Below are 25,556 nucleotides of genomic sequence, written 5' to 3' on the forward strand. Positions count from 1 at the left end.
CTCCTCGAAGTGCCCCACGCACACCACGCTAGTCCACGATCCTGTGATGATGACGATAACCGCCACCGAAATACGAGGACGTCCGAACCATGATATGGCTCGGACGTCCTGCATGACCCTCGGCTCAGACCGCAACGGCGATTATCATGCGGGAGTCGACGGGCATCCGTCGCCACCCTTCACGGCTCGTCGTCTGCTTATCGCCTACTCGTCGTCGGGATCGAAATCGACTCCGGTCTCCTTGCGCTGATCGTCGGAAATCGGCGCCGGGGCACCGGTGAGCGCATCCTGACCGCCGCCGGACTTCGGGAAGGCGATGACGTCGCGGATGGAATCCACACCGGCGAGTATCTGAGCGGTCCTATCCCAACCGAAAGCGATGCCGGCGTGAGGGGGCGCACCGTATTTGAAGGCCTCGAGCAGGAAGCCGAACTTCTCCTTGGCCTCTTCGGGGGCGATGCCAAGAACCTTGAGCACACGATCCTGAATATCGTCACGGTGGATACGAACGGAACCGCCGCCCATCTCCTCACCGTTGCAGACGATGTCGTAGGAATCACTCATCGCATGCTCGGGATCCTGGTCGAAACGCTCGATCCAGTCGGCACTCGGCATCGTGAAGGGGTGGTGCATCGAGGTCCACTTGGAGTGGCCCACGGCCACATCATCGTCATCGGGATCATCGGTCGGCTTGAACAAGGGGAAGTCGACGACCCAGGTCAGGGCGAATTCGTCGGGTTTTAGCAGCCCCTGCCTGCTCGCGATCTCCACGCGCACAGCACCGAGCAGCAGCTGCGAGGATTCACGCGATCCGGCCGCGAAGAAGACGGCATCGCCATCCTTCGCATGGGTCGCGGCCTTGAGGCCTTCGCGCTCCTCGTCGGAAAGGTTCTTGGCCACAGGCCCTTTGAGCTCGCCGTCCTCGGTGAACTGCACATAGGCGAGACCCTTGGCGCCACGCTGCTTGGCCCACTCCTGCCATGCATCGAACTGCCTGCGCGGCAGGGATGCCCCACCTTCATACACCACGGCGCCCACATAGGGTGCCTGGAAGACGCGGAAGGGGGTGTTGGTGAAGTAATCGGTCAGCTCCACGATCTCGTTGCCGAAACGGAGGTCCGGCTTGTCGGAGCCGTACTTATCCATCGCGTCATGCCAGGTGATGCGAGGCAGAGGCAACTTGACCTCATAACCAGCCGACTGCCACACCGAAGCGATGACCTGCTCAGCCATCGCCATCACGTCATCCTGCGATGCATAGCTCATCTCGATGTCGAGCTGGGTGAATTCAGGTTGGCGATCCGCGCGGAAATCCTCATCACGGTAGCAACGGGCGATCTGATAGTACTTTTCGATGCCTCCCACCATCAGCAACTGCTTGAGCAGCTGGGGGGACTGCGGGAGGGCGTACCAAGATCCGGGAACCAGACGTGCGGGAACCAGGAAGTCACGGGCACCTTCCGGTGTCGACTTGATCAGCGTCGGTGTTTCGATCTCGCAGAAATCCATATCATCAAGGGCTGCTCTGGCGGCTTTCGACATCTTGGCGCGCAGACGAATCGAACGCTGCATCGAGGGACGGCGCAGATCCAGATAGCGGTAGCGCAAGCGGACATCCTCGCCGGGCAGCTTATTCTCGGATTCGTTCTCCAGAGCCGTGGAGACCTGGAAAGGCAGTGCATCGGATTTCGACAGAATCGTGACCTTCTGGGCGACGATTTCTATCTTCCCGGTCGCAAGGTGGGTGTTCTCGTTGCCTTCCGGACGGGCACGGACCTCTCCCTCGACCTGCACAACATACTCGCTGCGCAGAGGACGGGCCACCTCCTCGTCATAAATCACCACCTGAACGAGTCCGGTCATATCACGCAAATCGATGAAGGCGACGCCACCATGATCGCGCCTACGATCCACCCATCCCGAAACGGTGACGGTGTTGCCGATTTCGGCCTCGCTGACCTCTGTGGCGTAATGCGTTCTATAAGCCGAGTGGCTCATCTATTCCTCTATTCACTCGCAAGGTTTGCTGTTCCTGATAGCTTCCTTCATGCACGATGTCAGGCTTGCGCCTTGTCCTCAATCTGCACGCTTTGCTGGGCATACACGGTATCCGGCATCCACGACAGCGGGTCGGCCCTCTTCTGCTCCCCCGTAAGGATGTTCTTGACCTCATCCGAGGACCCGTCCCCCTGCGCATCCGCAGTGGAGGCGTCCGCGGGGAACCAGACGTACGGGATGCCCAGATGATCGGCGTAACGAATCTGTTTGCCAAGCTTCGCCGCACTCGGTGACACATCGGCCGCAATCCCCCTGCCACGCAGACTTCTCGCGATGGCATTGCTGACAGGCCGTGTGCTTTCATCCCAGACCGCGACGAGAACCGCCGCGGGCGATGTCCTGGACGCCTTGGCACCCGCCGTATGCAGCATATACGAGACCAGACGTGACAGCCCGATGGAAAGGCCCACACCCGGATACCGTCTATTGCCCTGGGTCGCCAGATTGTCGTACCGGCCGCCCGAGCACACCGATCCCAGAGACGAAGCACCGTCCAGGAAGGTCTCGTATACCGATCCCGTGTAGTAATCGAGTCCCCGCGCGATGCTGAGATCGGCGATGACCGCACCCGGTCTGATCTTGGCCGCCTCGTCGACGATCATGGCCAGCGTGGAGAGCCCCTGCTCGGCGAGTTCATATGCCTCGCTCTCGTGCCCGATGCCATAGCGATCGCACAACTCGGCGAATCCGGCTCTCAAGGCCGTGCCGTTCTCGGCCCGCAGCGCCGCGAGTGCCAGGCAGGCACGCGCCTGGGCTTCGTCCGCCCCGCAGTCCTGCACCAATAGTTTGACCACTTCATCGGCGCCGATCTTGTCGAGTTTATCGACCTCGCGCAGCACGCCTTCGACGTCGCTCAGACCAAGTCCCCGATAAAAACCCTCTGACAGTTTGCGGTTATTGGCGTGCACGGTCGCTTTCGGCATACCGAAGGCACGGAGCTCCTCCATCGCCGAAACCATGACCAAGGGGAGCTCGACCTCGTAGTGTTCGGGCAGCTCGCCGTTACCGACCACATCGATATCCGCCTGGACGAATTCACGAAAACGCCCTTCCTGCGGACGCTCACCACGCCACACCTTCTGGATCTGCCAACGCTTGAAGGGGAAGGTCAACGCCCCCGAATGCTCAACGACATACCTGCTCAGCGGAACCGTGAGATCGAAGTGGAGACCCAGCCGATCCTCCACCGGCGTGTCGCTTTCCGAGCCGACTTCCTGGAGACGGCTCAGCAGATAGATCTCCTTGCTGGTCTCCCCTTTTTTCAGCAGGCTGGAGCCCTGCTCGACTGCTCGCGTCTCGATTCCAAGGAAACCGTTCAGCTCAAAGACCCTGCGAACGGTATCGATAACGCGCTGCTCCACCACTCGTTCGGAGGGGAGCCATTCTGGAAATCCTGATAATGATGCACCTTTAGCCACGATTCCATATAATAGGTGAGGTTGCGGAAAAACATCACACGGTGTGGTCGCGCGACCCCTCTATCACACAAGCTAAGGAGCTGGCCATGGCCGACGAGACTGCCACAACACCCGAGAACACCGAATCCGCTCAAGGGCAGACCGTTTCGCCTGATAACGCAGGCACAAAGACGCGCCCTGCACCGGCGGCCCCGGCACAGGCAGCACAACCCGGTGCGCATGCACCCAAACCCCATGTTCCTTCGCCATCGGCCCTGGCCAAGAAAACACCGGCCATCGCAGCACCCGTGCAGCAGAGCGCCTACTCGAAGGCCGAAGAGGACGCCGCAAAGACCTTCGGCAGGGTCGATGACCAAGGCAATGTCTTCGTCAACGAGAACGGCACCGAACGCATCGTGGGGCAATTCCCGAATGCCGAAGGCACCGAGGCCCTTGATCTGTACGCACATCGTTACCTCGACCTCAAGGCAAAGCTGGATCTCTTCGAAGCCCGCCTGAAAAGCTCGGAGATCAAGGCACACGAAATCGACGAATCAATCAAAAGCCTGCATGAGGAGATCGCCGAGCCTCAGGTCGTGGGCGACATCCCGGCTCTGAACTCCGCGCTCGAAGCCATCACGGTCGAGGCCGATAAGAAGAAGCAGGAACTGGCGGCGGCACGCAGATCCGCGATGGAGAAGGCCATCAAGGAACGCACCGCCATCGTGGAGAAGGCGGAGAACCTCGCCGCGTCGCTTGGAGACAGCACCAACTGGCGCTCGACCGCGGATAAGTTCCGCTCGCTCTTCGACCAGTGGCAACAGCATCAGCGCGCCAACGTCCGCATCGACAAGACGGATGCGGACGCCCTGTGGAAGCGTTTCTCCTCGGCACGCACCGAATTCAACCAGGCACGCAGGAAGTGGGCGCAGAACCGCGACGCGGAACAGTCCAAAGCCAAGCAGCTGAAGGAAGAGATCATCGCCGAGGCCGATGCCATCAAGAATTCAACCGAATGGGCGGCAACATCGCATCAGTTCAATACGCTGATGGATCGTTGGAAGCAGGCGGGTCGCGCCGGACGCAACGAGGATGATGCCCTGTGGGCACGCTTCAGAGAGGCCGCCGACACCTTCTTCAATGCGCGTCAGAGCGACCGCGACGAGACCTCAAGCAACGAGAAGGAGAACCTCGCCAAGAAGGAGGCGCTGCTGGTCAAGGCCGAAGCCCTGCTCCCCGTGAAGAACGAGGAGTCGGCGAAACAGGCACGCCAGTCGCTTGCACAGATCCAGGAGGAGTGGGATCTCATCGGCTATGTCCCCCGCGAGGATGTCCACCGCATCGAAAGCCGCCTTGACAAGGTCGACAAGCAGATCAAAAGCGTTGAGGAGGCTGCCTGGAAGCAGTCCGACCCTGAAGCCGATGCGCGTAAATCGAGCTTCGAGGTGCAGTTGACCAGCCAGCTCGCCGAACTCGACGCCCGTATCGCCGCTGAAGGTGACGCCAAGAAGCGCAAGGCTTTGGAAGCTGAGAAAGCCGCCAAGGAGCAGTGGCTCAAAGTCATCAAGTAGGCCCTGTCTCCGCACGTGCAGTAAGCACACCATAACGAAACCGTGCGTGCGGGCACATCCGACGACCATATCCGGTCGATCCATGTGCCCGCACGCACGGTTTTGTGCTGTGTGGAAGCGGTCGCATGGCAGCGGTCGAAGGGGAAGCACGCCATGGCCATGTTGGGTGGATTCGCGGATGCCGCGTATCCGTGTACCGGGAACGGCCAAGGCCGGCGATCATGATGCCTGACTAAGCCACGCTCATGCGCACCGCAGCTTTCAGGAGCCGGAGCTCAGTTGTGGGATTGCATGTGGCGCAGTCTGGGCTCTGCGGAATCCTTGGCGCCCGTCAGGCGGTATACGTCGAATACGCCATCGATGCGGCGCACGCCGGTGAGCAGCGAATTCAGATGCTGAGGATCGGCCATCTCGAAGACGAACTGGCTGGTGGCCACGCGGTCACGCCCGGTCGCCTGGCTGCCTGAGAGGATATTGACACCGTGGTCGGCAAGCACCCTGGTCACGTCCGACAGCAGATGAGGGCGGTCCAGGGCCTCGACCTGGATCTTCACCATGAAGGTGCCCTTGGTGCTGGTCCATGAGACATCGACGATCCGCTCGGGCTGGCGTTCCTTGAGATCGAGCAGATTCTGGCAGTCGGCCCGATGAACCGAGACGCCCTGATTCCTGGTGATGAAACCGACGATGGGATCACCCGGCACCGGTGTGCAACAGCGGGCCAGCTTGACCCAGATATCGCCCACGCCCTTGACCGAGACACCCTGTGACCCGCCGCTTGAGGAGCTTTGCTCGAGTTGGCGCAGCGGCAGGGACTCCTGCTCGACCTCGTCATCGACCTCGGAGGGGCCGGCGTCCTTCACCAGTCTCGAAATGACATTCTGAGTGGAGACCTGACCTTCACCGACCGCCGCATACACCGTTTCGGCATTCGGGAAGTTCAGTTCGTCGGCGATGCCGACCAGGGCCTCAGGCGTCAGCAATGAGGAGACCGGAAGGTTCTTTTTTTTGCGCATCGCGCGGGTCAGCTCGTCCTTGCCTTCCTCGATCGCCTCGGAACGGCGTTCCTTGCTGAACCACTGCCGTATCTTGTTGCGCGCCTTCGGGCTTTTGACGAAGCTCAGCCAATCATGCGAGGGCCCGTCATTATCGGATTTGCTGGTGAGTATCTCGACCGTGTCGCCGTTCTCGAGTGTGGTGTCGAGGGGAACCAGACGACCGTTGACGCGCGCGCCCATCGTGCGATGCCCGACCTCGGTATGCACGGCATACGCGAAATCGACGGGTGTGGCGGCTGCGGGAAGGGAGACGATCTTCCCTTTCGGTGTGAAGACATAGACTTCGGATGAGCCCAGATCCTCTTTCAAGGAGCCGAGGAACTCATTGGAATCAGGCGTTTCGCTGGTCCAATCGGCAAGCTGTTGAATCCATTTGAGATTATCGGCCTCGGAGAGTTCGGACACCTCGGACTGCTCACGTTTGCGATCGGTGCGGTCAGGTGCCGAAAGCACACGTCCCGCCTTGCCGTTCTCCTTGTACTTCCAATGGGCCGCTATGCCGAATTCGGCACGACGATGCATATCCCAGGTGCGAATCTGGATTTCCACAGGCTTGCCACCGGGGCCGACGACCGTGGTGTGCAGCGACTGATACATATTCAACTTGGGCATCGCGATATAGTCTTTGAAACGTCCCGGAACCGGGTTCCACCGCGCATGAACCGCACCAAGGGCCGCATAACAGTCCTGAATCGAATCGACGACGATCCTGACACCCACCAGGTCATAGATGTTCGCGAAGTCATGCCCGCGAACGATCATCTTCTGATAGATACTGAAATAGTCCTTGGGCCGGCCCGTCACAATGGCTTCGATGCCTTGGCTGCCCAGATCGTCATTGATCTCGGCAAGGATCTGCTTGAGGTATACGTCACGCTGCCCGGCCCTACGGGCGACCAGAACCACGATTTCGTTATAGATCTTGGGGTACAGGACTTTGAAGCTGAGCTCCTCGAGCTCCGTCTTGATGGCGTTCATGCCGAGCCGATTGGCCAGCGGCGCATAGACATCGAGGGTTTCACGAGCCTTGCGCTGTGCACTGGTGGCCTTGACGTAACGCCATGTTCGCGCATTGTGCACCCGGTCGGCCAATTTGACCACAAGCACCCGAACGTCGCGGCTCATCGCGACGACCATTTTGCGAATCGTCTCCGCCTGGGCCGAATCCCCGTATTCCATTTTACTGAGCTTGGTCACGCCATCGACCAGACCCGCGACCGTCTCCCCGAATTCATCGCGACACTGCTCAAGCGAATAATCCGTGTCCTCCACGGTATCGTGCAGCAGGCCGGCGGATACGACGGTCGGCCCCATCCCCAGATCAGCCAGGATCTGGGAAACGGCAAGAGGATGGATGATGTAGGGCTCACCGGATTTGCGGCGTTGCCCCGAATGCTGCACAACGGCACGCTTGTAGGCCCTGTAGAGGATCGACATATCCTCATCGGGATGGTGCAGCTCACACATCTGCAGGATCGGTTCAAGTGGATTGATCGGATCGGTGCTTATCTCGCAGCCGAGCGCGCGCGACGACAACCCCTGCGTGGTATCCGCAGCAGCATTGCTTCCGGTTCGTCCGGTCTCGTCGCCACCGACCATCTCTCCCCCTGTCCCGTCTGTATTAGTACCGTCCGCACCATCACCATATACATAGTCACCGTGTGCATGACCGTCATCACATCAACCGTCGTATACACTGCCCGCCGTGCCTGCAGACCACCTGCACGGTGGAACCATCCTACATTCGTCCCGAAGAAGTACGCGCAAGGCTCAGGAGGAAACGCCGGTCGAACCGAAACCGTGTTCCGCCCGGTCCGATCCGGGGAGCCGGGAGGAAGGCACGAAACGTGCCTGGACGTATCGCTGAATCACCAGTTGGGCTATCCGGTCCCCCGCCGCGAATGCCACCGTGTGCTCGGGGTCCAGGTTGATCAGAGGCACTTTGACTTCCCCGCGATACCCGGCATCGATGGTCCCGGGCGCATTGAGGACCGTCACGCCCTTCTTGATGGCGAGGCCGGAACGTGGATGCACCAGCCCCACATACCCGGAGGGAAGCGCCATCGCGACGCCGGTGGGAGCCAATACTCGCTCGAAAGGTTTGAGGGTGATATCCACGGTGGTGCACAGATCGGCACCGGCATCACCGTCATGCGCGTACCAGAGCTGTGCCGGATGTTCGGGATCGAGGGATTTGACCAGCACCTCAATGCTTTCCGCCTCGGCATAGTCCTCGTCAAAGCTCATCAGGCGGCGCACTCCTTGCATACGGGTTCGCCGTCGTCGGTCATATAGGCCAACTGGCTACGATGCTTCACCAGGAAGCATACCGAGCAGATGAACTCATCTCCCTGCATCGGGATCACTGTCACCGAGGAGTCCTCATTGCTGAGGTCCGCACCTGGAAGTTCATAGTCTTCGGCGATAGCATTCTCATCATCATCTATGTCGCTGGATGTGCTCGGTGTGCCCTTGCCGAGAGCTTGCAGCGATTCCTCATCCTCGTCCTTGTTACGCGGGGAATCATAATCCTGAGCCATCGTCTTCCTTTCATCAGTGCCATATAGTGGTAATCACTGCGCCATAGGATACACGACTTTCTCAATGTCGTTTGATACGCGATTCGAAATACCTGAAAAATACCGTGTATGGGGCACAATGGAAGAGACAATCATGCGGAGGAAGTTGGTAAGCAAATGCCTGAAGAACCCATTAGGGTAGCTCATTTCGACCATGTCACCGACAGGGGCGATCTGGTCTTTGTGTTCGACCATCGGCATTTCGCTGTACGCATTGACGACACTCTCGAACGTGGTCTTATGGAGGCCAAGCAGATCAGGGCGGAGGCCCAGGGCATCGTGCAGCCGCAGGCCTCCTCAGCCCTTCCGATTTCTTCAATTCAGTCGTATATCAGAGCGGGTGTCGAACCATCCCGGGTGGCTCAGCGCTTCTCGGTGAGCGAGGCGCTGGTCAGGCGCTTTTCAGCTCCTATAGAGACCGAGAAGAAGTACGCCATCGAGCAGTTCCTTGCCGTTGCAGCCCCCAAGAAATCCGCTGCCAGAACGAATGAGGATCTGATCGAGGCCTCCCTTCGCAACGCCCGCATCAACCCTGCGAACATCACATGGACCGCGACACGCCGGAACCACGAACCGTGGCACATCCACGCCAATTTCCAGGCCGCTGGCCGCATCGTGAAGGCGGATTGGTCCTGGGACATGCGTGACAACAGTGTCAGCAGCCTGAATGCGACAGCCAAGCGTCTGCTCGGCGAGCACGATGCCAAACAGGATATATTGCCATCGTCCATGCGGCAGGCGCTCAGCGGCAGAGGGCCCGTCCCCTATGACTGGCTGACCGGTGACGCCTCGGAGGAGCTTCAGGAAAGCGAGATGCCCGCGGTGGTGCAGGATGAGGAAGGTGCCTCCCCCACAGGAGGCGCCGCTCATGCGGCCTCAAGCAGCTCGGATCCGACGGTCCGGCGTGTATCGCCACGCCCTGCCCAGCCACCTCAACAGCATGGTGCTCCATCCGCCGGGGATTCCTCGCAGGGATCCGTTGCGCAACAACCCTCCACACCAGCGGCGCCCACATCCTCCACGGATGCCAAGGCGGGGCAGGCGGAAGGCTCCAAGGGACGTCGATCCACACGGGAACTGACCGGTTGGCTGTACGGCAAGCCGAAGCAGCCCACCGCATCGCAACACGACTCCTCGACGGAGCCCACATCGAAGGTCCTGCACACCGACGCCTCAAAGCAGCAGTCCGAGAGCACAGAGGCATCACCCGATGCGGATGCCACCGGCACCGAGGCTGGGCGGTCACATTCCGAATCCACACCAGATGCTCGCAAGAGCGGCGAGAACAGCAAGCAACAGGACAACACCCATCGCAAATCGGGACGCTCCGCCGTTCCCAGCTGGGACGAGATCCTCTTCGGAGACTGAACGCGTCAGAACCTTCAGGCCATATCGATGAGGCAGGGAATATCCATCTCCATTTTGGTGAGGGAACCGTGGACGCTCGGCAGACGGGTGGCCTTATCGCTTTGCACGCGGCTGTCGACGATGGTCGCGGTTCCCGCGGCACTGACGATCACATCACCTATCATCGCCTCGACGCGTTCCTCGACCTGTCCGAAAAGCCCTTGTTCGACCGCCTCATCCCTGGTCCAGCACGTGGCATCCTCGCCCAATGCCGTATGCCACCTCCGGGCGATGTCAGCGGCATCAGCCTGATCCGTCGAATAGAGCATCGGTGCGCGCGGCTCACCACCGACGAGCGCGACGTCCTCACTGAGGGATTCATGTCCGGCGATATCACAACGATCACGTGGTGATGCCGAGAGCATGCCGTGATCCGCAACGATCACGATCAGGGTGCCTTTGGGCGCGCAGCGATGCAGCAGGGCCAATTGGGCGTCGATCTTCTCGAAGGCCCCGATCCACGCGTCAGAATCCCAGCCGTAGTTATGGCCGACCTTGTCCGCATCCCGAATATACAGATACGTGAGTCCGGGCTGCCTGGCGGCCGTGCATGCGGCCATCACCCGTGCCTGCGCGTCGTCATGACCCACATACCGCGAACCCCTCAGCGCGGCCTCGGTGAGTGGCGAAGCCGCGAATTTCGGCATACCCGACGAGGTCGCGCGCACGCCTTGCCTCGTCAGGGATTCAAAGATGGTGTCCTGCCGCTGAAGATCGTGCGGATCCGGGGCATGTTTGAACTGGATGAGTTGGCTGAGTTCCCGTGTCTCAGGGTTGATCTGCGTGTACCCGGTCATGCCGGTCAGTCCCGGGCACGTCCCGGTACCGAAGGTGCCCATCGCAGCGACGGTGGTGCTGGGGAAGCATGTGCTGATCGGGCGTTGGTTGAGCGAATCCTCCATCAGTGAGCGCATATAGGGAACATGGCCGAGACGTTTGTTGAGATTCCAGAAACCAAGACCATCGACCAGCACCACAATCGCAGAGGATGCGTCAGGGATGCCCAGGGTTTCCTGCAGGACCTTCGGATCGTGGTGGATGGCGGTGCTGACCGGGGCACCCAGTGCGGAGGTCAACGCGGGAAGGACCGACGAGAGATGATAGGCACCGCCCCTATGGAAACCGTCGGCACCGGCCTCGGCCACGGCATCGCCGTAGCGTGCGACTTCGGCTCGTTGCAGGAGGACACTGTCATCGGGGATCTCAACACTCATAGACTCCATTCAACCACCAGCGCTTTGCAACCGCCCGCATGGGAGGACCGAGGGGCCGGATTCGCGATGATGCGGGAGAGGGTGTGCAGGGGCGCGGCGGGTGGTGAAATAGGGCGTAAATCAGGTCAATAACGGTCAAACATCCCTAGGTGTTGGATAATGGATGCCGGATTACCGCAACACAGGAGAGCACAACCGCATGGCATCGCGTCACAAAAGCAATACACCGGCATTCGACCCGAGGACGGTCAAAGAGCATATCGTTGAGACGCCGCTTAACGATGAGATGAGCAAATCCTTCCTCGAATATGCCTATTCGGTGATCTATGCACGCGCGCTTCCTGACGCGAGGGACGGGCTGAAGCCGGTCCAGCGCAGAATCATCTACCAAATGGGGCAGATGAACCTGACGCCTGATCGTTCCTACATGAAGTCGGCCCGTGTGGTCGGCGAGGTCATGGGCAAGCTGCATCCTCATGGGGATTCCGCCATATACGAGGCGATGGTTCGATTGGCGCAGCCTTTTGCGATGAGGCTTCCGCTGGTCGACGGCCATGGAAACTTCGGCTCACTCGACGATGGTCCGGCCGCCTCCCGCTACACCGAGGCGCGTCTCGCCCCCGGATCCTTGGGAATGAACGCAAACATCTCCGAGGAAACCGTTGATTTCGCGCCCAATTACGACAACAAACTGCAGGAGCCGCAGGTACTCCCGGCCTCAATACCCAATCTTCTCGTCAATGGTGCCTCCGGCATCGCCGTGGGCATGGCGACGAATATGATCACCCATAATCTCGGCGAGGTCGTCGAAGCCGCGAAATACGTGATGGATCATCCCGCGGCGGACCTTGATGATCTGATGCGCTTCGTTCCAGGCCCCGACCTGCCCAACGGCGGCATCATCATCGGGCGTGAGGGCATCCGCAAAGCCTATGAGAGCGGTCGCGGGGCATTCGTCACACGCTCGGCCACCCACATCGAGAACGTCACGGCGCGAAAGAAAGCGATTGTGGTCACCGAACTGCCATTCATGGTAGGCCCCGAACGCGTGCTCGAACGCATCTCCGAAGGTGTGAAGAACAGGAAGCTCGAAGGTATCTCCGGTGCCATTGACCTCACCGATCGGCATAACGGCACCAGACTCGTCATCGAGATCAAAACGGGCTTCGATCCGAATGCGGTGCTGGCGCATCTCTTCAAGCACACACCGCTCGAGGAGTCCTTCACCATCAACAATGTCGCCCTGGTCAATGGACGCCCGCGCACGATGGGTCTGCGTGAACTGCTGGATGTCTGGATCGCGCACCGCCGGTCGGTGGTCAAACGCCGCAGCCAGTATCGCAAACGTAAGGCGCTTGAACGGCTGCACCTGGTCGAGGGCCTGCTGATGGCGCTGATCGACATCGATGAGGTCATCGAAGTCATCAGAAGTTCGGATGATGCCGATGCCGCCAAACAACGTCTGATGGCGGTATTCGATCTGGACGAGATCCAATCACAATACATCCTTGATCTGCGGCTGCGGCGGCTGACTCGGATGAGCCGTATCGAGCTGGAGAGCGAACGGGACGATCTTGCCAGGACCATCGCCGAACTGGAACGCATCCTGTCCTCATCGACGGAACTGGACCGTGTGGTGGTCGGTGAGATGGATGAGGCCGTCGCACAGTGGAACACCCCGCGACGTACCGTACTGCTCGATGAGGATCCCTCGGGGGCCTTCTCCCCCGTGGACGGTGCTTCACAGGGCGATGCCTCCTCGAAACTGAGCGCCGTCAAAGCCTCCCTGCCGGGCATAGGCTCGCAGGCCGCCGGAAAGGGCGGATCGGCGTTGCAGATCGAGGATGAGCCCTGTGCGATCATGATGAGCGCCTCCGGTCTGATCGCGCGGACCTCCCCGAGTGCGGTCGACGCCTGGGAGAGCCGTTCATCCGTTGAGCGCAGGATGCAGGATGATCAGATCATCTCCATCTTCCCGACGACCACGCGTTCCACCTATGGCCTCGTCACCTCGGCAGGACGTTTGGTCCAGGCGCATACCGCGGATCTCCCGGCCCTTCCTTCCACAGCCTCCCTCAGCGTTTCGGGTGGGGTGAACGCCGATGAGCTGCTGGCACTCACGGAAAGCACCGAGTCCACACCCGGCGAACGCGCCGTGACCGCCATCCCGCTCGACGACACACGATCGCTCGCGATCGGCACATCCGCCGGCATCGTCAAACGATGGAACCGTGAATCACCGTCGACAATGGACTCCTGGACGATTATCGATCTCAAGCCAAAGGATGCCGTGGTCTTTGCCGCAGCGGCCAATGACGATGATCGGCTGGTCTTCATTTCATCCGATTCGAGTCTGCTGACCTTCGATGCTGCGAATGTTCGTCCGCAAGGCCGCAATGCGGGTGGCATGACGGGTATGCGTCTGTCTGACGGAAGCCATGTCGCATGCTTCGCCGTGATCCCCTCCGGCAAGATCGCCTGGACCTATGAGGAGGGCGACAACGGCCTGAGCTCGCAGTCGGGTGCGGTTGTACTGACCGTCGCCGGTGATTCGGAGGCGCTGCCGGGGACGGAGAACGGCTCCGCGAAGCTCACGCCCCTGGAAATGTATCCGGTCAAGGGCCGCGGTACAGGCGGCGTCCGCTCACAACGCTTCCTCAAAGGTCAGGATGTGCTGCTGACGGCATGGGTGGGTACCTGGCCTCTGCACGCCTCCACCGCTTCCGGCAGCGCTGTGGAACTTCCCCAGATCGATATGCGCAGGGATGCCTCCGGACAGGATCTTGCAGCCCCCATCGCCTTCGTCGCCTGATCGGGGGCCCCGGCGCCGCTATGCGGGATGCGGCCAACGCCCTCTCAGCGGTACAGGCGCATGCCTTGCGGCACCGGGACGAAGGCCGCATCCTGCATCATGGCCCGCATCGCGGGGTCGGACAGCAGGGCTTTCCCGTTGATCTGCGAAAAGGTTATCGAAGCCTTCGCGTGCCGCTGGAAGTATGCGGCCAACGCCGCGAATGCCTGGCGCTGATCGGACTCGTCAGCGCCGGCGAAGAGCAGCAGGCGGTGGCCTCTGGGATTCGCATACAGCACCGCTCGTCCATCGACGATGACCACCGCACTGCCGAAACGTCTGCTCGCCTTGAAGCTGCCGCTTGATTCCACCTGCCCCGCTGCATCCTCGGAGGCCGCATGCCGCGATGGCACGGCTTCGGATGACACCGTCTCGGATGGCACAGTCGCCCCGCCCATCACCGCACTTGCAGGCCAATCCAGTGCCGAGCCATAGAGATTGGCGGGATCGCTGGTATCCAGCACTACGCAATCCTGCCCGATCCCTTGTCGGGCGTCCGGGGAATCGGCATGCGGCTTCCCGCTGCCTCTGCCAGGGCCTTCAGCGAGCGCGGCCTGCGATCGATCATCACCATTCGCGACGCCGTTGCTCCTCAGCAGATTGACCGTATCCGCATTGGCGAATTGCGCCGCTCCAAACCCTTGGATGTACATACCCCTGACGACGGATCCATGCTCCTCCATCCGTCTGAGTACCGGATAGAGCGCGGAGAATCCACCCTCTATGGATTCCCCGTTGACCACGGCGGGGGAAATCACACCGTATCGGTCCAGCAGGCTTTCGACGAGAACGATGAGGTAAGCGGCCGTCGCCTGCTCATGCAATCGTTCAGTCGCCCCTTCGGTCGCCTCGGTGGACATCCGCCCGGATGAAAGGGAGGCATCGGCTAAGGAATCCTGCATCTGCTCCGTCGTGAAGGGTGCGCGCCACAGACCGGAGAGTTCCGCATGGCCGCTCATCATGGCTCGCAGCCCGCTGCGCAATCCCGGCCGAGCGCGCATCGCCCGTGCGGTGCCGCGGCGCCGTCCACGATGCATGGGGGCGTTCTCTTCGAGATGCGCACGGACCGGGGCGAATGTCCCGTTCGTCAACCGCCCCTCCCATACCAGCGACCACAGCTCGTGCGAGACCAAGGAATCGTCACTGCCCACAGGCGCAAGCTGATTCGAGAGGAAGGCTCCACCGGATGAGAGCAGACGGAGCACATGCTCCCGTAATGACGGGTCGTGTGATTGCCGCTCGGCTCCCCCGCCTTCTCCGCTCGGGGCTTGGGCATCGCGGTCATTCATGGCGATCCGCCGTAATGTCATATGCAAGCGCCCCTGCAGAAGCGGCGAATCGGCAAGGTAGAAGGCGATCCGTTGCATCAGGGCCTGTCCCTGGGACCGCCCCTGGGCTTGCCGTTGGGTCTGCCCTTGTTCCGATGAGCCAAGCCATATCACCTCGCCTGAGGCCAGCAAGGCATCGAGCATGCCGGGAGAATAATCCCTGACCCGGCTCACGAAGACATCCGACTCCCACACCGCCGCAGGCAACGCCAGTCCCTCAAGCTGTTCGATCACACGGAGCAGACCGCTTTCGCCTTGGTAGACCCCTTGGCCGGGGGCACCGACACCCTGCCGTCGGAGCAGAAAATCCTGGTACACATCCGCGCCCACGGCCGCGATCGAGCGGCGGATCCTTCGCAATGAGCGTGAGCGCAGTATGCGGAACACGGATGAATGCAGCCAACGTCGCCTGTCCAGGTCAGGGCCATCATCCGCATCCTCTCCCCCGTCAAGATCAAGCAGGCTCTCGTGCAACTGCAAGTCACCAAGTATCCTCATGCTCTCGCCATGATCAAGGGCGAAACGGTCGGCAATCGTCCGGGTGGAGAATGGGGCATGCGTTTTGGCATAACGCAGCACGATATCCCTGAGCGCCGCATCACGATGCCCGCCGTCCAGGGCCTGCGCATCCTGTGCGTTCACCCAGTATTCGTGCCCACCGAAGGCGAGTTCGACGATTCTGTGCCGGTGCTTCAGCCACCCCAGGTCATCCTCCAAAGCCGCCGCTCGATCCTCCTGCCGCACTGCCGGCATATCGCCGTGGGCTATCTGCGGATCCCAACGTTCGGCCACCTCCTCGGAGCTCAGAGGACCCAGAACCCGGAGAAGATCGGCGATTCCTTCGGCGCCGTGACCATGCCGACCATCGGCGGTGCGCTGCAATTCCGCTTCGCTTTCGGCCATCACCCGGTCATCGAGCAGTTCGGTCACATCGATATCCCCCAGCAGACCTTCAAGCACCTCCGGATCGACGGAGAGTGTTGAAGCGTTGCGCTCCGCCTGCGGGGCATCGCCTGCGTAGAGGAATGCGCCGGTGTACCCGAACAGCAAGGAGGCCGCAAAAGGCGATGGCGTTGCGGTCTGCCTGTCCAGAAGCCGTACAGCACCACCGTTGATGCTGTCCATCAGTGCCTTGAGCCCAGGTATGTCGTACACATCCTGCAGGCATTCGCGTGTGCTTTCCAGCACCAGGGGGAAATTCTTCACGCTGCGTGCCGCGCCCAGAAGCTGTGATGCCCGCAGCCGTTGCTGCCATAATGGCATGCGTCTGCCGGGGTCCTGTCTGGGCATGAACAGTGCGCGTGCCGCACATTCGCGGAAGCGGGCGGCGAAGAGGGCTGATTGACCGATCTGGGAACGAAGCAGCTTTTCCAGCGCCTCAGTGTCGAAAGCCAGCAATTCACGGGCGGCAAGAGTGCTTTCCGAGTCCGGCATCCGCAGCACGATACCGTTATCCGCCGCGTACACGGCCCCGTCGTGCCCATAGGACTCCCTGATTCGGGCGGAGATGGCCATAGCCCACGGTTCGTGCACACGTCGTCCGTACGGTGAGTGCACGATGATGCGCCAGTCCCCCTCCTCATCACGGCAACGCTCCACGACGATATTCCGGTCATCCGGCACGATTCCGGTACTGAGATGCTGCTCGCGCAACAGCGATGCGAGGTTGCCACGGGCAAAACGATCAAGCCCGTCCTCGATCAACCTTGCTTCGGTGGCCTGATCGAAGTCCGATTCCGATTCTTCCGGGTCTTTCCGCCGCAGGGCGACGTCATCATCCGTGGACAGGAGACCTTGGCTCACCTCGCGCAGGAATGCGCCCAGGGACGCGCCATATTCGGCGTCTCTGCCGACGCCTTCGCCATGCCAGAACGGGAGTCGTGCGGAACGCCCGGGCGCTGGAAGCACTATGACCCTGTCGCGTGTGATCTCGCGGATCTGCCAGGTCGATGTTCCCAGGGTGATGACATCGCCGACGCGTGATTCGTACACCATCTCCTCGTCCAGCTCCCCCACCCTCCGGGAAGGGGAGGCGGAATCGGTCTCGGGAAGGAGAACGCTGAAACTGCCTCTATCCGGGATGGTGCCGCCTGAGGTAACCGCCAGGCGTTGGGCACCCGGTCTTGCGGTTATGGAGGCGCTCTCCCTGTCCCAGTTCAATATCGGCCGGAATGCAGAGAAATCAGCACTCGTGTACCGCCCCGAAAGCATGCCCAGCACCGCCTCGTACATATTCCGGCTCAACCGGGCGAAGGGTGCGGCACGCCTGACCCTTGCGTACCATTGCTCCGCGTCCAGTTCCCCCATCGCCGCTTCGGCAACCGTCTGCTGCGCGAGTATGTCCAAAGGATTGAAGGGAAGACGTATGGCCTCTATGGCACCCGAACGCATACTCTCGATGATGGCCGCCGTACCGGCGATCTGTCCGCGCGTCAGCGGGAAGAAGACCGCATGCGACACCCCTCCGACACGATGATCGGCACGTCCCACGCGCTGCACCGCGCTGGAAACCGACAAGGGCTCGGCGATCTGCACCACCATGTCGACGGAACCCATATCAATGCCCAGCTCCAGGCTCGATGTGGCGACCACACAACGCAGACGGCCCGCTTTGAGATCCTCCTCGACGCGTTTGCGCCGTTCCTTGGACACCGAACCATGATGCGCCATCGCGATCGCGTCCTGATCCTCACCGGCCACGACCATCTGGCTGCTCGGCCCGATCGTCGACGGGAAATGCCGGGGATCGCCGGATCCGGAACGGGCGGCGGCCGCAGGCCCTGTGCTGCCGAGCGATTGGGCGTGAAGGTCGTTCAGCCGCGCCGTCAGCCTTTCGGCCAGACCTCGGGAATTCACGAAGACAAGGGTCGTGCGGTGCCGCAGTACGATATCGAGCACCTGCCGCTCGATATCGGGCCAGATGGAAGCTCCTGAACGCTCGTCGTCGCTCGCACTGGTGGTGAGATCACGCATATTCGCCAAGGGTTCGACCACGCTGAGATCCATACGGGCATCCCCCGGTGCCGAAACGATACGGACCGGCTGGGTCCCGCCGAGGAATCGTGCCACCTCGTCCAGCGGGCGCACCGTCGCGGAAAGACCGATGCGTTGAATGGGTTGTTGTGCCAGGGAATCCAATCGTTCCAGGCTCAGCGCGAGGTGCGCACCGCGTTTGTTGCCCGCGAGCGCATGGATCTCATCAACGATCACCGTATCCACGGTTTCCAGGATGCCGCGGGTTTTGGAGGTCAGCATCAGGTACAGGGACTCAGGTGTCGTCACCAGTATCTCCGGCGGGTGGGAGGCAATCGCCCGGCGTTGCTTCGGCGTCGAATCGCCGCTGCGCACCGCGACACTGATCTCCCTGACGTCACCGCTGTCAAGAGAGGACTGCGACTTCTCCGCCAGTTCCATAATGCCCTGCAAGGGATGGGAGAGGTTCCTCGCCACATCGGCTCCGAGCGCCTTCAACGGGGAGATGTACAGCACCCGCACGCCTGCGGGCCGCCGCTTCGATGAAGGCGCCGAGGCCTGGTGCTCGACGAAGAGTCGATCTATCGCGTACAGAAAGGCCGCCAGGGTTTTGCCCGATCCCGTGGGAGCGCTGACCAAAGCGTTGCCGCCGCTCGCGATGACCGGCCAGGCCTCGCGTTGGACTTCTGTCGGTGTGCCGAGGCTGCGCCTGAACCAGCTTGCGGTGAGTGCCGAGAAGGTCGAAAGAGCGGAATCCATATCTCCATGCTCGCCCTGTGCCACGACCGTGTTCACTGCACGCACCTGCAACGATCCATCCATCAGACCGGCGAGGTCTCGTGCGTGTGGACGACCTTCCCTATGTCATGCCTGAGTTTCACGCCTTGCAGGCCTTCATGCATGACGATCATCAGCGCCAGCAATCCAAGGAGATACCAAGGGAAGAGACCGATATCAATACCGTTGGCGATCATCCCGAACACAGGTGGCATCAGCAGAGAACCGGTGTATGCGCTGGCCATCTGCACGCCGACGATGGCCTGCGAGCGGCTTGCACCAAACAATTCGGGTGTCGAATGGATCACGCATGGGTAAACGGGCGCGCAGCCCAATCCCAGAACCACAAGTCCGGACAGCACCACGACGTGCGCATCGATCGGCAGCAGCACCACCACCAAGCCGATCGCCATCACACAGCAGCCGATGCGGATCATCGTCGTATCGTTGAAGCGCATCGTCAGGAATCCGCTGAGCGCCCTGCCAACGGTGATGCCGATGTAGAACATGCTCGCCCACGTCGCGGCCTGCTCCACCGATATTCCCCGGTGCATCACCATGTAGCTGCTGGCCCACAGGCCTGCCGTGGTCTCTATGGCGCAATAGCAGAACATCATCACAAAGACCTGGCTCGCACCCGGGATCCCGATGATCTCCCGAAGGCTGAGACTCGTTCGGCGTTCAGCACCCGCGCCGTCAGCGGCAGGATTGCCTGACTCCCCACTTCCGTCGGGATGTGTTTCCTCGGCAGTCACCCTTCGCTGCTTCCACAGCGGAAGACTGAGCAGCAGCACGGCCGTAAGAGCCATCTGCAGCAGCGCGATGATCCGGTATCCCCCAGCCCATCCCTGACCGCCCGTCAATGCGAAGCCCATGATGTACGGTCCCACCGAGGCACCGACGCCCCACATGCAGTGCAGCCAGCTCATATGTCTGCTGGTGTAGTGCAACGCGACGTAGTTGTTCAGCGCGGCATCGACGCCACCGGCACCCAGACCATAGGGTATGGCGGCAAGACACAACTGCCAGTAACCGGTGGAGAAGGAGAAGCCGAGCAGAGCCAGGGCCGTGAGGCAGACCGAGCACACGGTGACCTTACCCGCACCGAAACGCAGCGTGATTCGATCACTGAGCAGAGCGGAGATGATCGTACCGAGGGCGATGATAACCGCGACTCCGCCCGCGTAGGAAACAGGGACCCCGAAGCTTTTCACCATCGAAGGCCAGGCCGAGCCCAGCAGCGAATCGGGCAGACCAAGACTGATGAAGGCAAGGTAGATAACGGCAAGCAGGAGATTGACCATCGAGTGCTGATTCCCTTTCAACATTGCAAACGAACCCCATTGTCACAGCGCCCACCATCCTACCGAAGGCTGTCGAAGAGGCCCATGGGATCTCAGTCCTCATCCTCATCACTGGTGTATTCAAGAATGTCCGCGGGCTGGCATCGCAGGACCCGGCACATCTCATCCAGCGTGGAGAAACGGATCGCCTTCGCCCTGCCGTTCTTGAGCACGGAGACATTGGCCGGCGTGATGCCGATGGCCCGTGCGAAGTCATTGACCGACATCCTCCGACGGGCAAGCATCACATCGAGATTCACCCGGATAGCCAATCAGATCACCGCCTCAAGCTCGACATGCTGCTTCGTGGCGGTTACCAGCAGGCCGCGCATCACCACCACCAGAAGGATGAAAGCCACTTCGATCACCACAGCGACCAGCAGGGCCAACAGCAACGGTAAGGGCCCGACATCGGCGATGAAGGCGGCATGGATCAGCAGACCGAAGGTCAGCACGGCGGATGCCATCGCAACCCATATGATCGCATCCACCCACAGGAAGGAACGATCACTGAACACACTCCCCTGTCCGACCATTGACAGCAGGCGCCACAGCGCGAGCAGACCAGCCTCGAAACATGCGATGATCAGCAGCGCGGTAATCAGATACGGCATGCGCAGATATGCATAACCAGGCTCGCGTTGTGCGACATCGCCCGAAAGGGTGGGAAGCAACCAGCACTGCGAGATGAGCCCCAAAGCAAGCATCACCACGATGAAGGCCTTGAGCACCCCGATGACCCAACCTTGGAGTGACGGCCTGGTCCGTTGCCGCCCCGCTGGCGCTTCGTATGCATCCCTTGTGTACGATTCCTCAGACCTCATGATGAAGCTCGCCTTTCATGCCGCATCGCCCGACATTGCCATGTATCCGGTATCTGATCACACACTCTATCGCATTTCAATGTCTATATATCGAATATCAATTCTTTCATATTGAATATCAATGTTATCAGGAATTCTGTAGGAATTGTGGAAAATCGACTTTCAATCGTTATCTATCGAAATTCGATATATTCTCGAATGAACGGACCCACCTGGCGCACAGGGGGCACACCCACGAAGGAGCATGTGATGGCACACAGCACGCAGCCGCCGGAAGCGGCGGAGCGAACCCCGGATCCACAGGAACCACGGCTGGAGGGAGACGAGCGAAGGGCACAACCCTCCTGGGCCGCACCGGAGGCACCCGACCCGAAACAGCCCGCGACGGCGGACGCCACCGTCCCAGGCGAGCCCACCCTGCAACGCGCGTACATCCTTCTGGCAGCCGCCCTTGCGGCCGCGATAGGCGCCGACCGCCTGGTCTTCGCCTCCTTCGAGTCACGGTATGCGCTGAGCGCATACGCGCTGTTCTGGATCGCCTGGACCGTGCTGCAGACAGGGATCTTCTGGTCCGCCGGCGCGAGACGTCCGCTTTCCTGGCTTGCCGCGTCATCGACCATCCTGCTGGGTGCCTGGCTGATCCTCGCGGATACAGGCCGGGCGTATGCCGGCAATCCCGAGTACATGGCACTATCCGTTCTGGCCATACCCGCTCTTGCCATGATGCATATCCAGATCTCGACACATGACTTCGATCCCAGGCAACCGGGACGCGCTGCTGTGCGCTGGATCTCCGGCTGGGTCGTTCAGCCGTTCACCGCCCTGCCAAGACTCGGCACGCCCCTATCCGCACTGTGGAACTCCTCAAGCCCGGATAGGAAGAAATCGGCACTGCGCACCGTGCTGCTCTCCATGCTGTTCGGCATTCCGGTGATCGCCCTGCTCATCGCGTTGCTGGCTTCCGCGGATGTCGTTATCGACTACGCCGTCAATACCATCATCGGCGGCATCGATCTGATGCCCCTGGTGACGCATACGGCGATCATCATCGCCCTCACCGCCTGCTGCTATTCCTTGCTATGGAATCTCAACGCGCGCAACATCGATCGCAGCACGCAGACCCAGGATGCGGACAGGGACCACGCGCCGCGCACACGGCCATTCGACCCGACGGTCTGCATCATCATCCTCGCCGCCGTGCTCGGCCTGTATCTTGCATTCAGCGCCGTCCAGTTCACCTTCCTCTTCGCGCAGCAGGGATTACCGGACGGCTTCAGCTACGCCGAATATGCGAGACAGGGCTTCTGGCAGCTGTTGGCCGTCGCCGCGCTCAACTTCCTCGGCTTCGGATTGGTGCTCAATTACGCACCACGCAAGCCCATGCTCAATGTGATGCTTGCGGGACTGGTCGTCGCCACAGGGGTGGTGCTGAGCTCTTCCGCACTGCGACTCAAGCTGTATATCGACGCATACGGCCTGACCTGGCTGCGACTGTCCTCCATGCTCTTCATCATGCTGCTGGCCGTGGCGCTCATACTCTGCGTCGCGCGCATCCGCTTCGAGGCGACACCCCTGATCGCCGTCTGCTGCGCACTCTTCGTCGTCTGGTTCCTGATCCTGGGGTACATCGACCCTGGCCGTCTCATCGAGGAATACAACCTGGCGCACGGCTTCTTCTCGGTCACACCGGACTGAGCGAACTCAGGTATCGATTTTGCTGCGATCGAAATCGTCGGCATTCTCCACGATGAACTGCTTGCGTGGAGGCACATCATCCCCCATGAGCAGTGAGAACACATCGGAGGCATGCTCGGCATCCTCCATGCGGATCCTTCTGAGCATACGGGAACGCGGATCCATCGTCGTATCCGCAAGCTGATCGGCATCCATCTCGCCAAGACCCTTGTAACGCTGGATATCCTCATGGAAATCGATGCGCTGCTTCTTCAACTCGGCCAGTTTGCCGGCCAGCTCGTCATCCGAATAGGTATAGATGTATTCGCCTTTGCGTTTGCCCGCCAAGGCGATGCGGTGCAGGGGCGGCACGGCCGCATACACATGACCGGCCTCGACCAGGGGCCGCATATAGCGGTAGAACAGCGTGAGCAGCAGAATGCGGATATGCGCACCATCCACATCCGCATCGGTCATCATGATGACCTTGTTGTAGCGCGACTGAGTGATATCGAAGCTGGCACCCGAACCTGCGCCGATCACCTGGATGATGGCCGCGCATTCCTTGTTCGAGAGCATCTGGGAGACCGAGGCCTTCTGCACGTTGAGAATCTTGCCTCTGATCGGCAGGAGTGCCTGGAACATCGAGTTACGGGCAGCCTTGGCGGTACCGAGTGCCGAATCACCCTCCACGATGAACAATTCCGCGATGTCGTCATTGCCGGGCTGCGAGTCGGAGAGTTTGGCCGGCATCGAGGCGGATTCCAGCGCGTTCTTGCGACGCGTCACCTCTTTGGTTTTCCTGGCCTGCACACGGGCGTGCATCTCGCCGACGATCTTCTCAAGCACACGCGAGGACTGCTCTTTGAAGCCACGCTTTGAACCGGAGATCATCTCGGAGAACTGCTTATCCGTCATCCGCGTGACAATCGGCTTGACCTGTGCCGTACCGAGCACATCCTTGGTCTGCCCCTGGAATTGCGGCTCCGCGATGCGTGCCGTGACCACGGCCACAAGCCCGGCCAGTACGTCGTCACGCTCGATCTTCGAGTGCGAATCCCTGAGATTGACCTTGAGCTTACGCGCATTGCTTTCGACGGTTTTGCGCACCTGACGGGTCAGGGCGTTGAGGAAGCCGTCGACGTGCATGCCGCCGCCTGGCGTCTCCACGACGTTGACGAAACTCAGCAGGGTGGTGTCGTATCCGTTGACCCAGCGCAGGGCGATATCCACACCGCAGGTGCGTCGCACCTTCTCCGCGTGCAGCTGCCCGCCTTCGACGACCTTCTGCGTCTCCTCCTCATACTCAGCCTCACCCGAGATGTGCCAGATATCGTTGATCGCCTCGCCTTTCGACAGGAAATCAACGAAGTCCACAACACCTCCCGAATGCAGGAATTCCTGCACACGTGGATGATGGAGCCCGGATTCCCTGTGAAGGCCGGTGCTCACCGCGTCTGACTCCGCTGCATCATCCTCTGCGTCGTCATCGGACCGTGCTTCGTCCGAGGCCATGGCATCCGATTCGGCGTCGCCTGATAAGTCGCCGTCCATCTCGTCGGGTGCGGCCTGATCGGCGCTTTCCGCGACGGATGTGCCGCTCTCCGGCCCATCCGAGGGGCCCGCTTCGCGTACTGCGACATCCGACATGGCATCGGCGTCGATGACGTCCTGCGCCGCGATGTTCTCGTTGAGGTTCTCAGCGGTGTTCTCACCAGTGTTCTCAGCAATGTTCTCGTCGATGACGGTTATCTTGAGGCCGGGAACCAGGAAGCTGGTCTGACGCACCCGCTCGATGAGCTGTTCATAGCTGAAAGTGGCCGTGCTGTTGAAGATCTCCGGATCCGCCCAATACCGGATACGGGTACCTGTCCGTTTCGCTGGTACCTTGGCGACGACCCTGAGCTCAGTGGGTTTGTTGCGTCGTGTGCGCTTGAATGGGGCATCCGGTGAGGGATTCCCGTCCGCGGTGTCTTCGTAGACACCGGGGTGACCTTGCTTGAACTCCATACGGTAGGTTTTGCCGTCACGGTCCACCTCGACGTCGAAGCGTGCACTCAGGGCATTAACCACCGAAGACCCGACTCCGTGCAAACCGCCGACGGCGTTATACGAGGAATTGCCGAATTTCGCACCCGCGTGAAGCTTCGTAAGCACCACTTCGACGCCGGTAAGCCCGGTTTTCGGCTCCACATCCACCGGGATGCCACGCCCGTTGTCGGCCACGGTGATGGAAGCATCCTGATGCAGCGTCACCTCGATGTTCGTGCAGGCACCGGCCAAGGCCTCGTCGACGGAATTGTCGATGATCTCCCAGAGACAGTGCATCAGACCCTGGCTATCGGTCGTCCCGATATACATGCCAGGCCGTTTGCGCACGGCATCAAGCCCTTCCAGTATGGTCAGACTCTCCGCACCGTAGGATTTCGCCATATTCTCTCCGCTTACCGTCTTCCTGTTCTATGAGCCGCCACGCCCGTCTTGAAAACGCGGCCCGTGCCA

General features: G+C 60.8%; 14 protein-coding genes and 1 pseudogene. 4 read left to right on the forward strand and 11 right to left on the reverse strand.

Features of this window, described 5'->3' with window-relative positions; translation table 11 throughout:
- Nucleotides 1–204 precede the first annotated feature (204 nt).
- Together aspS and hisS are read right to left on the reverse strand one after the other, a co-directional pair.
- Complete coding sequence (gene aspS / locus BPSY_RS09200; RefSeq protein WP_033495268.1) at nucleotides 205–1,998, reverse strand: aspartate--tRNA ligase; 1,794 nt, start codon at nucleotides 1,996–1,998, stop codon at nucleotides 205–207.
- A 59-nt stretch (nucleotides 1,999–2,057) separates the two neighbouring features.
- Complete coding sequence (hisS, locus tag BPSY_RS09205) at nucleotides 2,058–3,476, reverse strand: histidine--tRNA ligase (RefSeq protein ID WP_033495266.1); 1,419 nt, start codon at nucleotides 3,474–3,476, stop codon at nucleotides 2,058–2,060.
- An 86-nt stretch (nucleotides 3,477–3,562) separates the two neighbouring features.
- On the opposite strand from hisS, the gene BPSY_RS09210 reads away from it, so the two are divergent.
- Nucleotides 3,563–5,026: a DUF349 domain-containing protein gene (locus BPSY_RS09210; RefSeq protein ID WP_033495264.1), complete on the forward strand. Its 1,464-nt coding sequence runs from the start codon at nucleotides 3,563–3,565 to the stop codon at nucleotides 5,024–5,026.
- 275 nt (nucleotides 5,027–5,301) lie between these two features.
- Here the strand turns inward: BPSY_RS09210 and BPSY_RS09215 are convergent, their stop codons facing one another.
- The 3 genes from BPSY_RS09215 to BPSY_RS09225 all read right to left on the reverse strand — a co-directional run bounded on the left by BPSY_RS09215 (nucleotide 5,302) and on the right by BPSY_RS09225 (nucleotide 8,624).
- Nucleotides 5,302–7,683, reverse strand: coding sequence for a RelA/SpoT family protein (locus tag BPSY_RS09215; RefSeq protein WP_081884374.1), 2,382 nt, complete (start codon nucleotides 7,681–7,683; stop codon nucleotides 5,302–5,304).
- A 171-nt stretch (nucleotides 7,684–7,854) separates the two neighbouring features.
- The gene (gene dut, locus BPSY_RS09220) at nucleotides 7,855–8,331 is read right to left on the reverse strand and encodes a dUTP diphosphatase (RefSeq protein ID WP_033495263.1); all 477 of its coding nucleotides are present in this window, start codon (nucleotides 8,329–8,331) and stop codon (nucleotides 7,855–7,857) included.
- Entirely contained in the window at nucleotides 8,331–8,624 is a 294-nt protein-coding gene (locus BPSY_RS09225) for a DUF4193 domain-containing protein (RefSeq protein WP_033495261.1), read from the reverse strand. Before BPSY_RS09225 ends, dut begins: the two co-directional genes overlap by 1 nt.
- A gap of 156 nt (nucleotides 8,625–8,780) precedes the next feature.
- On the opposite strand from BPSY_RS09225, the gene sepH reads away from it, so the two are divergent.
- Complete coding sequence (gene sepH / locus BPSY_RS11175; RefSeq protein ID WP_051921891.1) at nucleotides 8,781–10,031, forward strand: septation protein SepH; 1,251 nt, start codon at nucleotides 8,781–8,783, stop codon at nucleotides 10,029–10,031.
- A 14-nt stretch (nucleotides 10,032–10,045) separates the two neighbouring features.
- Here sepH and BPSY_RS09235 read toward each other — a convergent pair whose 3' ends face one another.
- Nucleotides 10,046–11,284 carry an alkaline phosphatase family protein gene (locus BPSY_RS09235; RefSeq protein WP_415926597.1) on the reverse strand — a complete coding sequence of 413 codons (1,239 nt, stop codon included), beginning with the start codon at nucleotides 11,282–11,284 and terminating at the stop codon, nucleotides 10,046–10,048.
- Between the two features lie 199 nt (nucleotides 11,285–11,483).
- Here BPSY_RS09235 and BPSY_RS09240 point away from each other — a divergent pair, with 199 nt between their 5' ends.
- Nucleotides 11,484–14,096, forward strand: coding sequence for a DNA gyrase/topoisomerase IV subunit A (locus BPSY_RS09240; protein ID WP_033495454.1), 2,613 nt, complete (start codon nucleotides 11,484–11,486; stop codon nucleotides 14,094–14,096).
- Between the two features lie 623 nt (nucleotides 14,097–14,719).
- On the opposite strand, the pseudogene BPSY_RS09245 reads toward BPSY_RS09240, so the two are convergent.
- The 4 genes and pseudogenes from BPSY_RS09245 to BPSY_RS09260 all read right to left on the reverse strand — a co-directional run.
- Nucleotides 14,720–19,195 (reverse strand): annotated as a pseudogene (locus BPSY_RS09245) (DEAD/DEAH box helicase); the annotation flags it as partial.
- A 62-nt stretch (nucleotides 19,196–19,257) separates the two neighbouring features.
- Entirely contained in the window at nucleotides 19,258–20,517 is a 1,260-nt protein-coding gene (locus BPSY_RS09250; protein WP_051921956.1) for an MFS transporter, read from the reverse strand.
- Between the two features lie 92 nt (nucleotides 20,518–20,609).
- Nucleotides 20,610–20,828 carry a helix-turn-helix domain-containing protein gene (locus BPSY_RS09255; RefSeq protein WP_033495257.1) on the reverse strand — a complete coding sequence of 73 codons (219 nt, stop codon included), beginning with the start codon at nucleotides 20,826–20,828 and terminating at the stop codon, nucleotides 20,610–20,612.
- Nucleotides 20,829–21,380 carry a DUF2975 domain-containing protein gene (locus tag BPSY_RS09260; RefSeq protein ID WP_033495255.1) on the reverse strand — a complete coding sequence of 184 codons (552 nt, stop codon included), beginning with the start codon at nucleotides 21,378–21,380 and terminating at the stop codon, nucleotides 20,829–20,831. It abuts the gene before it with no gap.
- Nucleotides 21,381–21,629: 249 nt separating this feature from the next.
- On the opposite strand from BPSY_RS09260, the gene BPSY_RS09265 reads away from it, so the two are divergent.
- Nucleotides 21,630–23,075, forward strand: coding sequence for a DUF4153 domain-containing protein (locus tag BPSY_RS09265; RefSeq protein WP_034886809.1), 1,446 nt, complete (start codon nucleotides 21,630–21,632; stop codon nucleotides 23,073–23,075).
- A 6-nt stretch (nucleotides 23,076–23,081) separates the two neighbouring features.
- Here the strand turns inward: BPSY_RS09265 and BPSY_RS09270 are convergent, their stop codons facing one another.
- A complete protein-coding gene (locus BPSY_RS09270; RefSeq protein WP_033495251.1) occupies nucleotides 23,082–25,487 on the reverse strand; it encodes a DNA gyrase/topoisomerase IV subunit B in 2,406 nt (801 codons plus the stop codon).
- Nucleotides 25,488–25,556 lie beyond the last annotated feature (69 nt).

The sequence above is a fragment of the Bifidobacterium psychraerophilum genome (assembly GCF_000741705.1).
In the GTDB taxonomy this organism is placed as follows: domain Bacteria; phylum Actinomycetota; class Actinomycetes; order Actinomycetales; family Bifidobacteriaceae; genus Bombiscardovia; species Bombiscardovia psychraerophila.

Bases quoted from the DNA above. Each gene is read 5' to 3' on its own strand.
- BPSY_RS09215 (WP_081884374.1), bottom strand. From the start codon at position 7,683: ATGGTCGGTGGCGACGAGACCGGACGAACCGGAAGCAATGCTGCTGCG.
- dut (WP_033495263.1), bottom strand. From the start codon at position 8,331: ATGAGCTTTGACGAGGACTATGCCGAGGCGGAAAGCATTGAGGTGCTG.
- BPSY_RS09250 (WP_051921956.1), bottom strand. From the start codon at position 20,517: ATGGTCAATCTCCTGCTTGCCGTTATCTACCTTGCCTTCATCAGTCTT.
- aspS (WP_033495268.1), bottom strand. From the start codon at position 1,998: ATGAGCCACTCGGCTTATAGAACGCATTACGCCACAGAGGTCAGCGAG.
- BPSY_RS09270 (WP_033495251.1), bottom strand. From the start codon at position 25,487: ATGGCGAAATCCTACGGTGCGGAGAGTCTGACCATACTGGAAGGGCTT.
- BPSY_RS09235 (WP_415926597.1), bottom strand. From the start codon at position 11,284: ATGAGTGTTGAGATCCCCGATGACAGTGTCCTCCTGCAACGAGCCGAA.
- sepH (WP_051921891.1), top strand. From the start codon at position 8,781: ATGCCTGAAGAACCCATTAGGGTAGCTCATTTCGACCATGTCACCGAC.
- BPSY_RS09225 (WP_033495261.1), bottom strand. From the start codon at position 8,624: ATGGCTCAGGATTATGATTCCCCGCGTAACAAGGACGAGGATGAGGAA.
- BPSY_RS09240 (WP_033495454.1), top strand. From the start codon at position 11,484: ATGGCATCGCGTCACAAAAGCAATACACCGGCATTCGACCCGAGGACG.
- BPSY_RS09260 (WP_033495255.1), bottom strand. From the start codon at position 21,380: ATGAGGTCTGAGGAATCGTACACAAGGGATGCATACGAAGCGCCAGCG.
- BPSY_RS09265 (WP_034886809.1), top strand. From the start codon at position 21,630: ATGGCACACAGCACGCAGCCGCCGGAAGCGGCGGAGCGAACCCCGGAT.
- BPSY_RS09210 (WP_033495264.1), top strand. From the start codon at position 3,563: ATGGCCGACGAGACTGCCACAACACCCGAGAACACCGAATCCGCTCAA.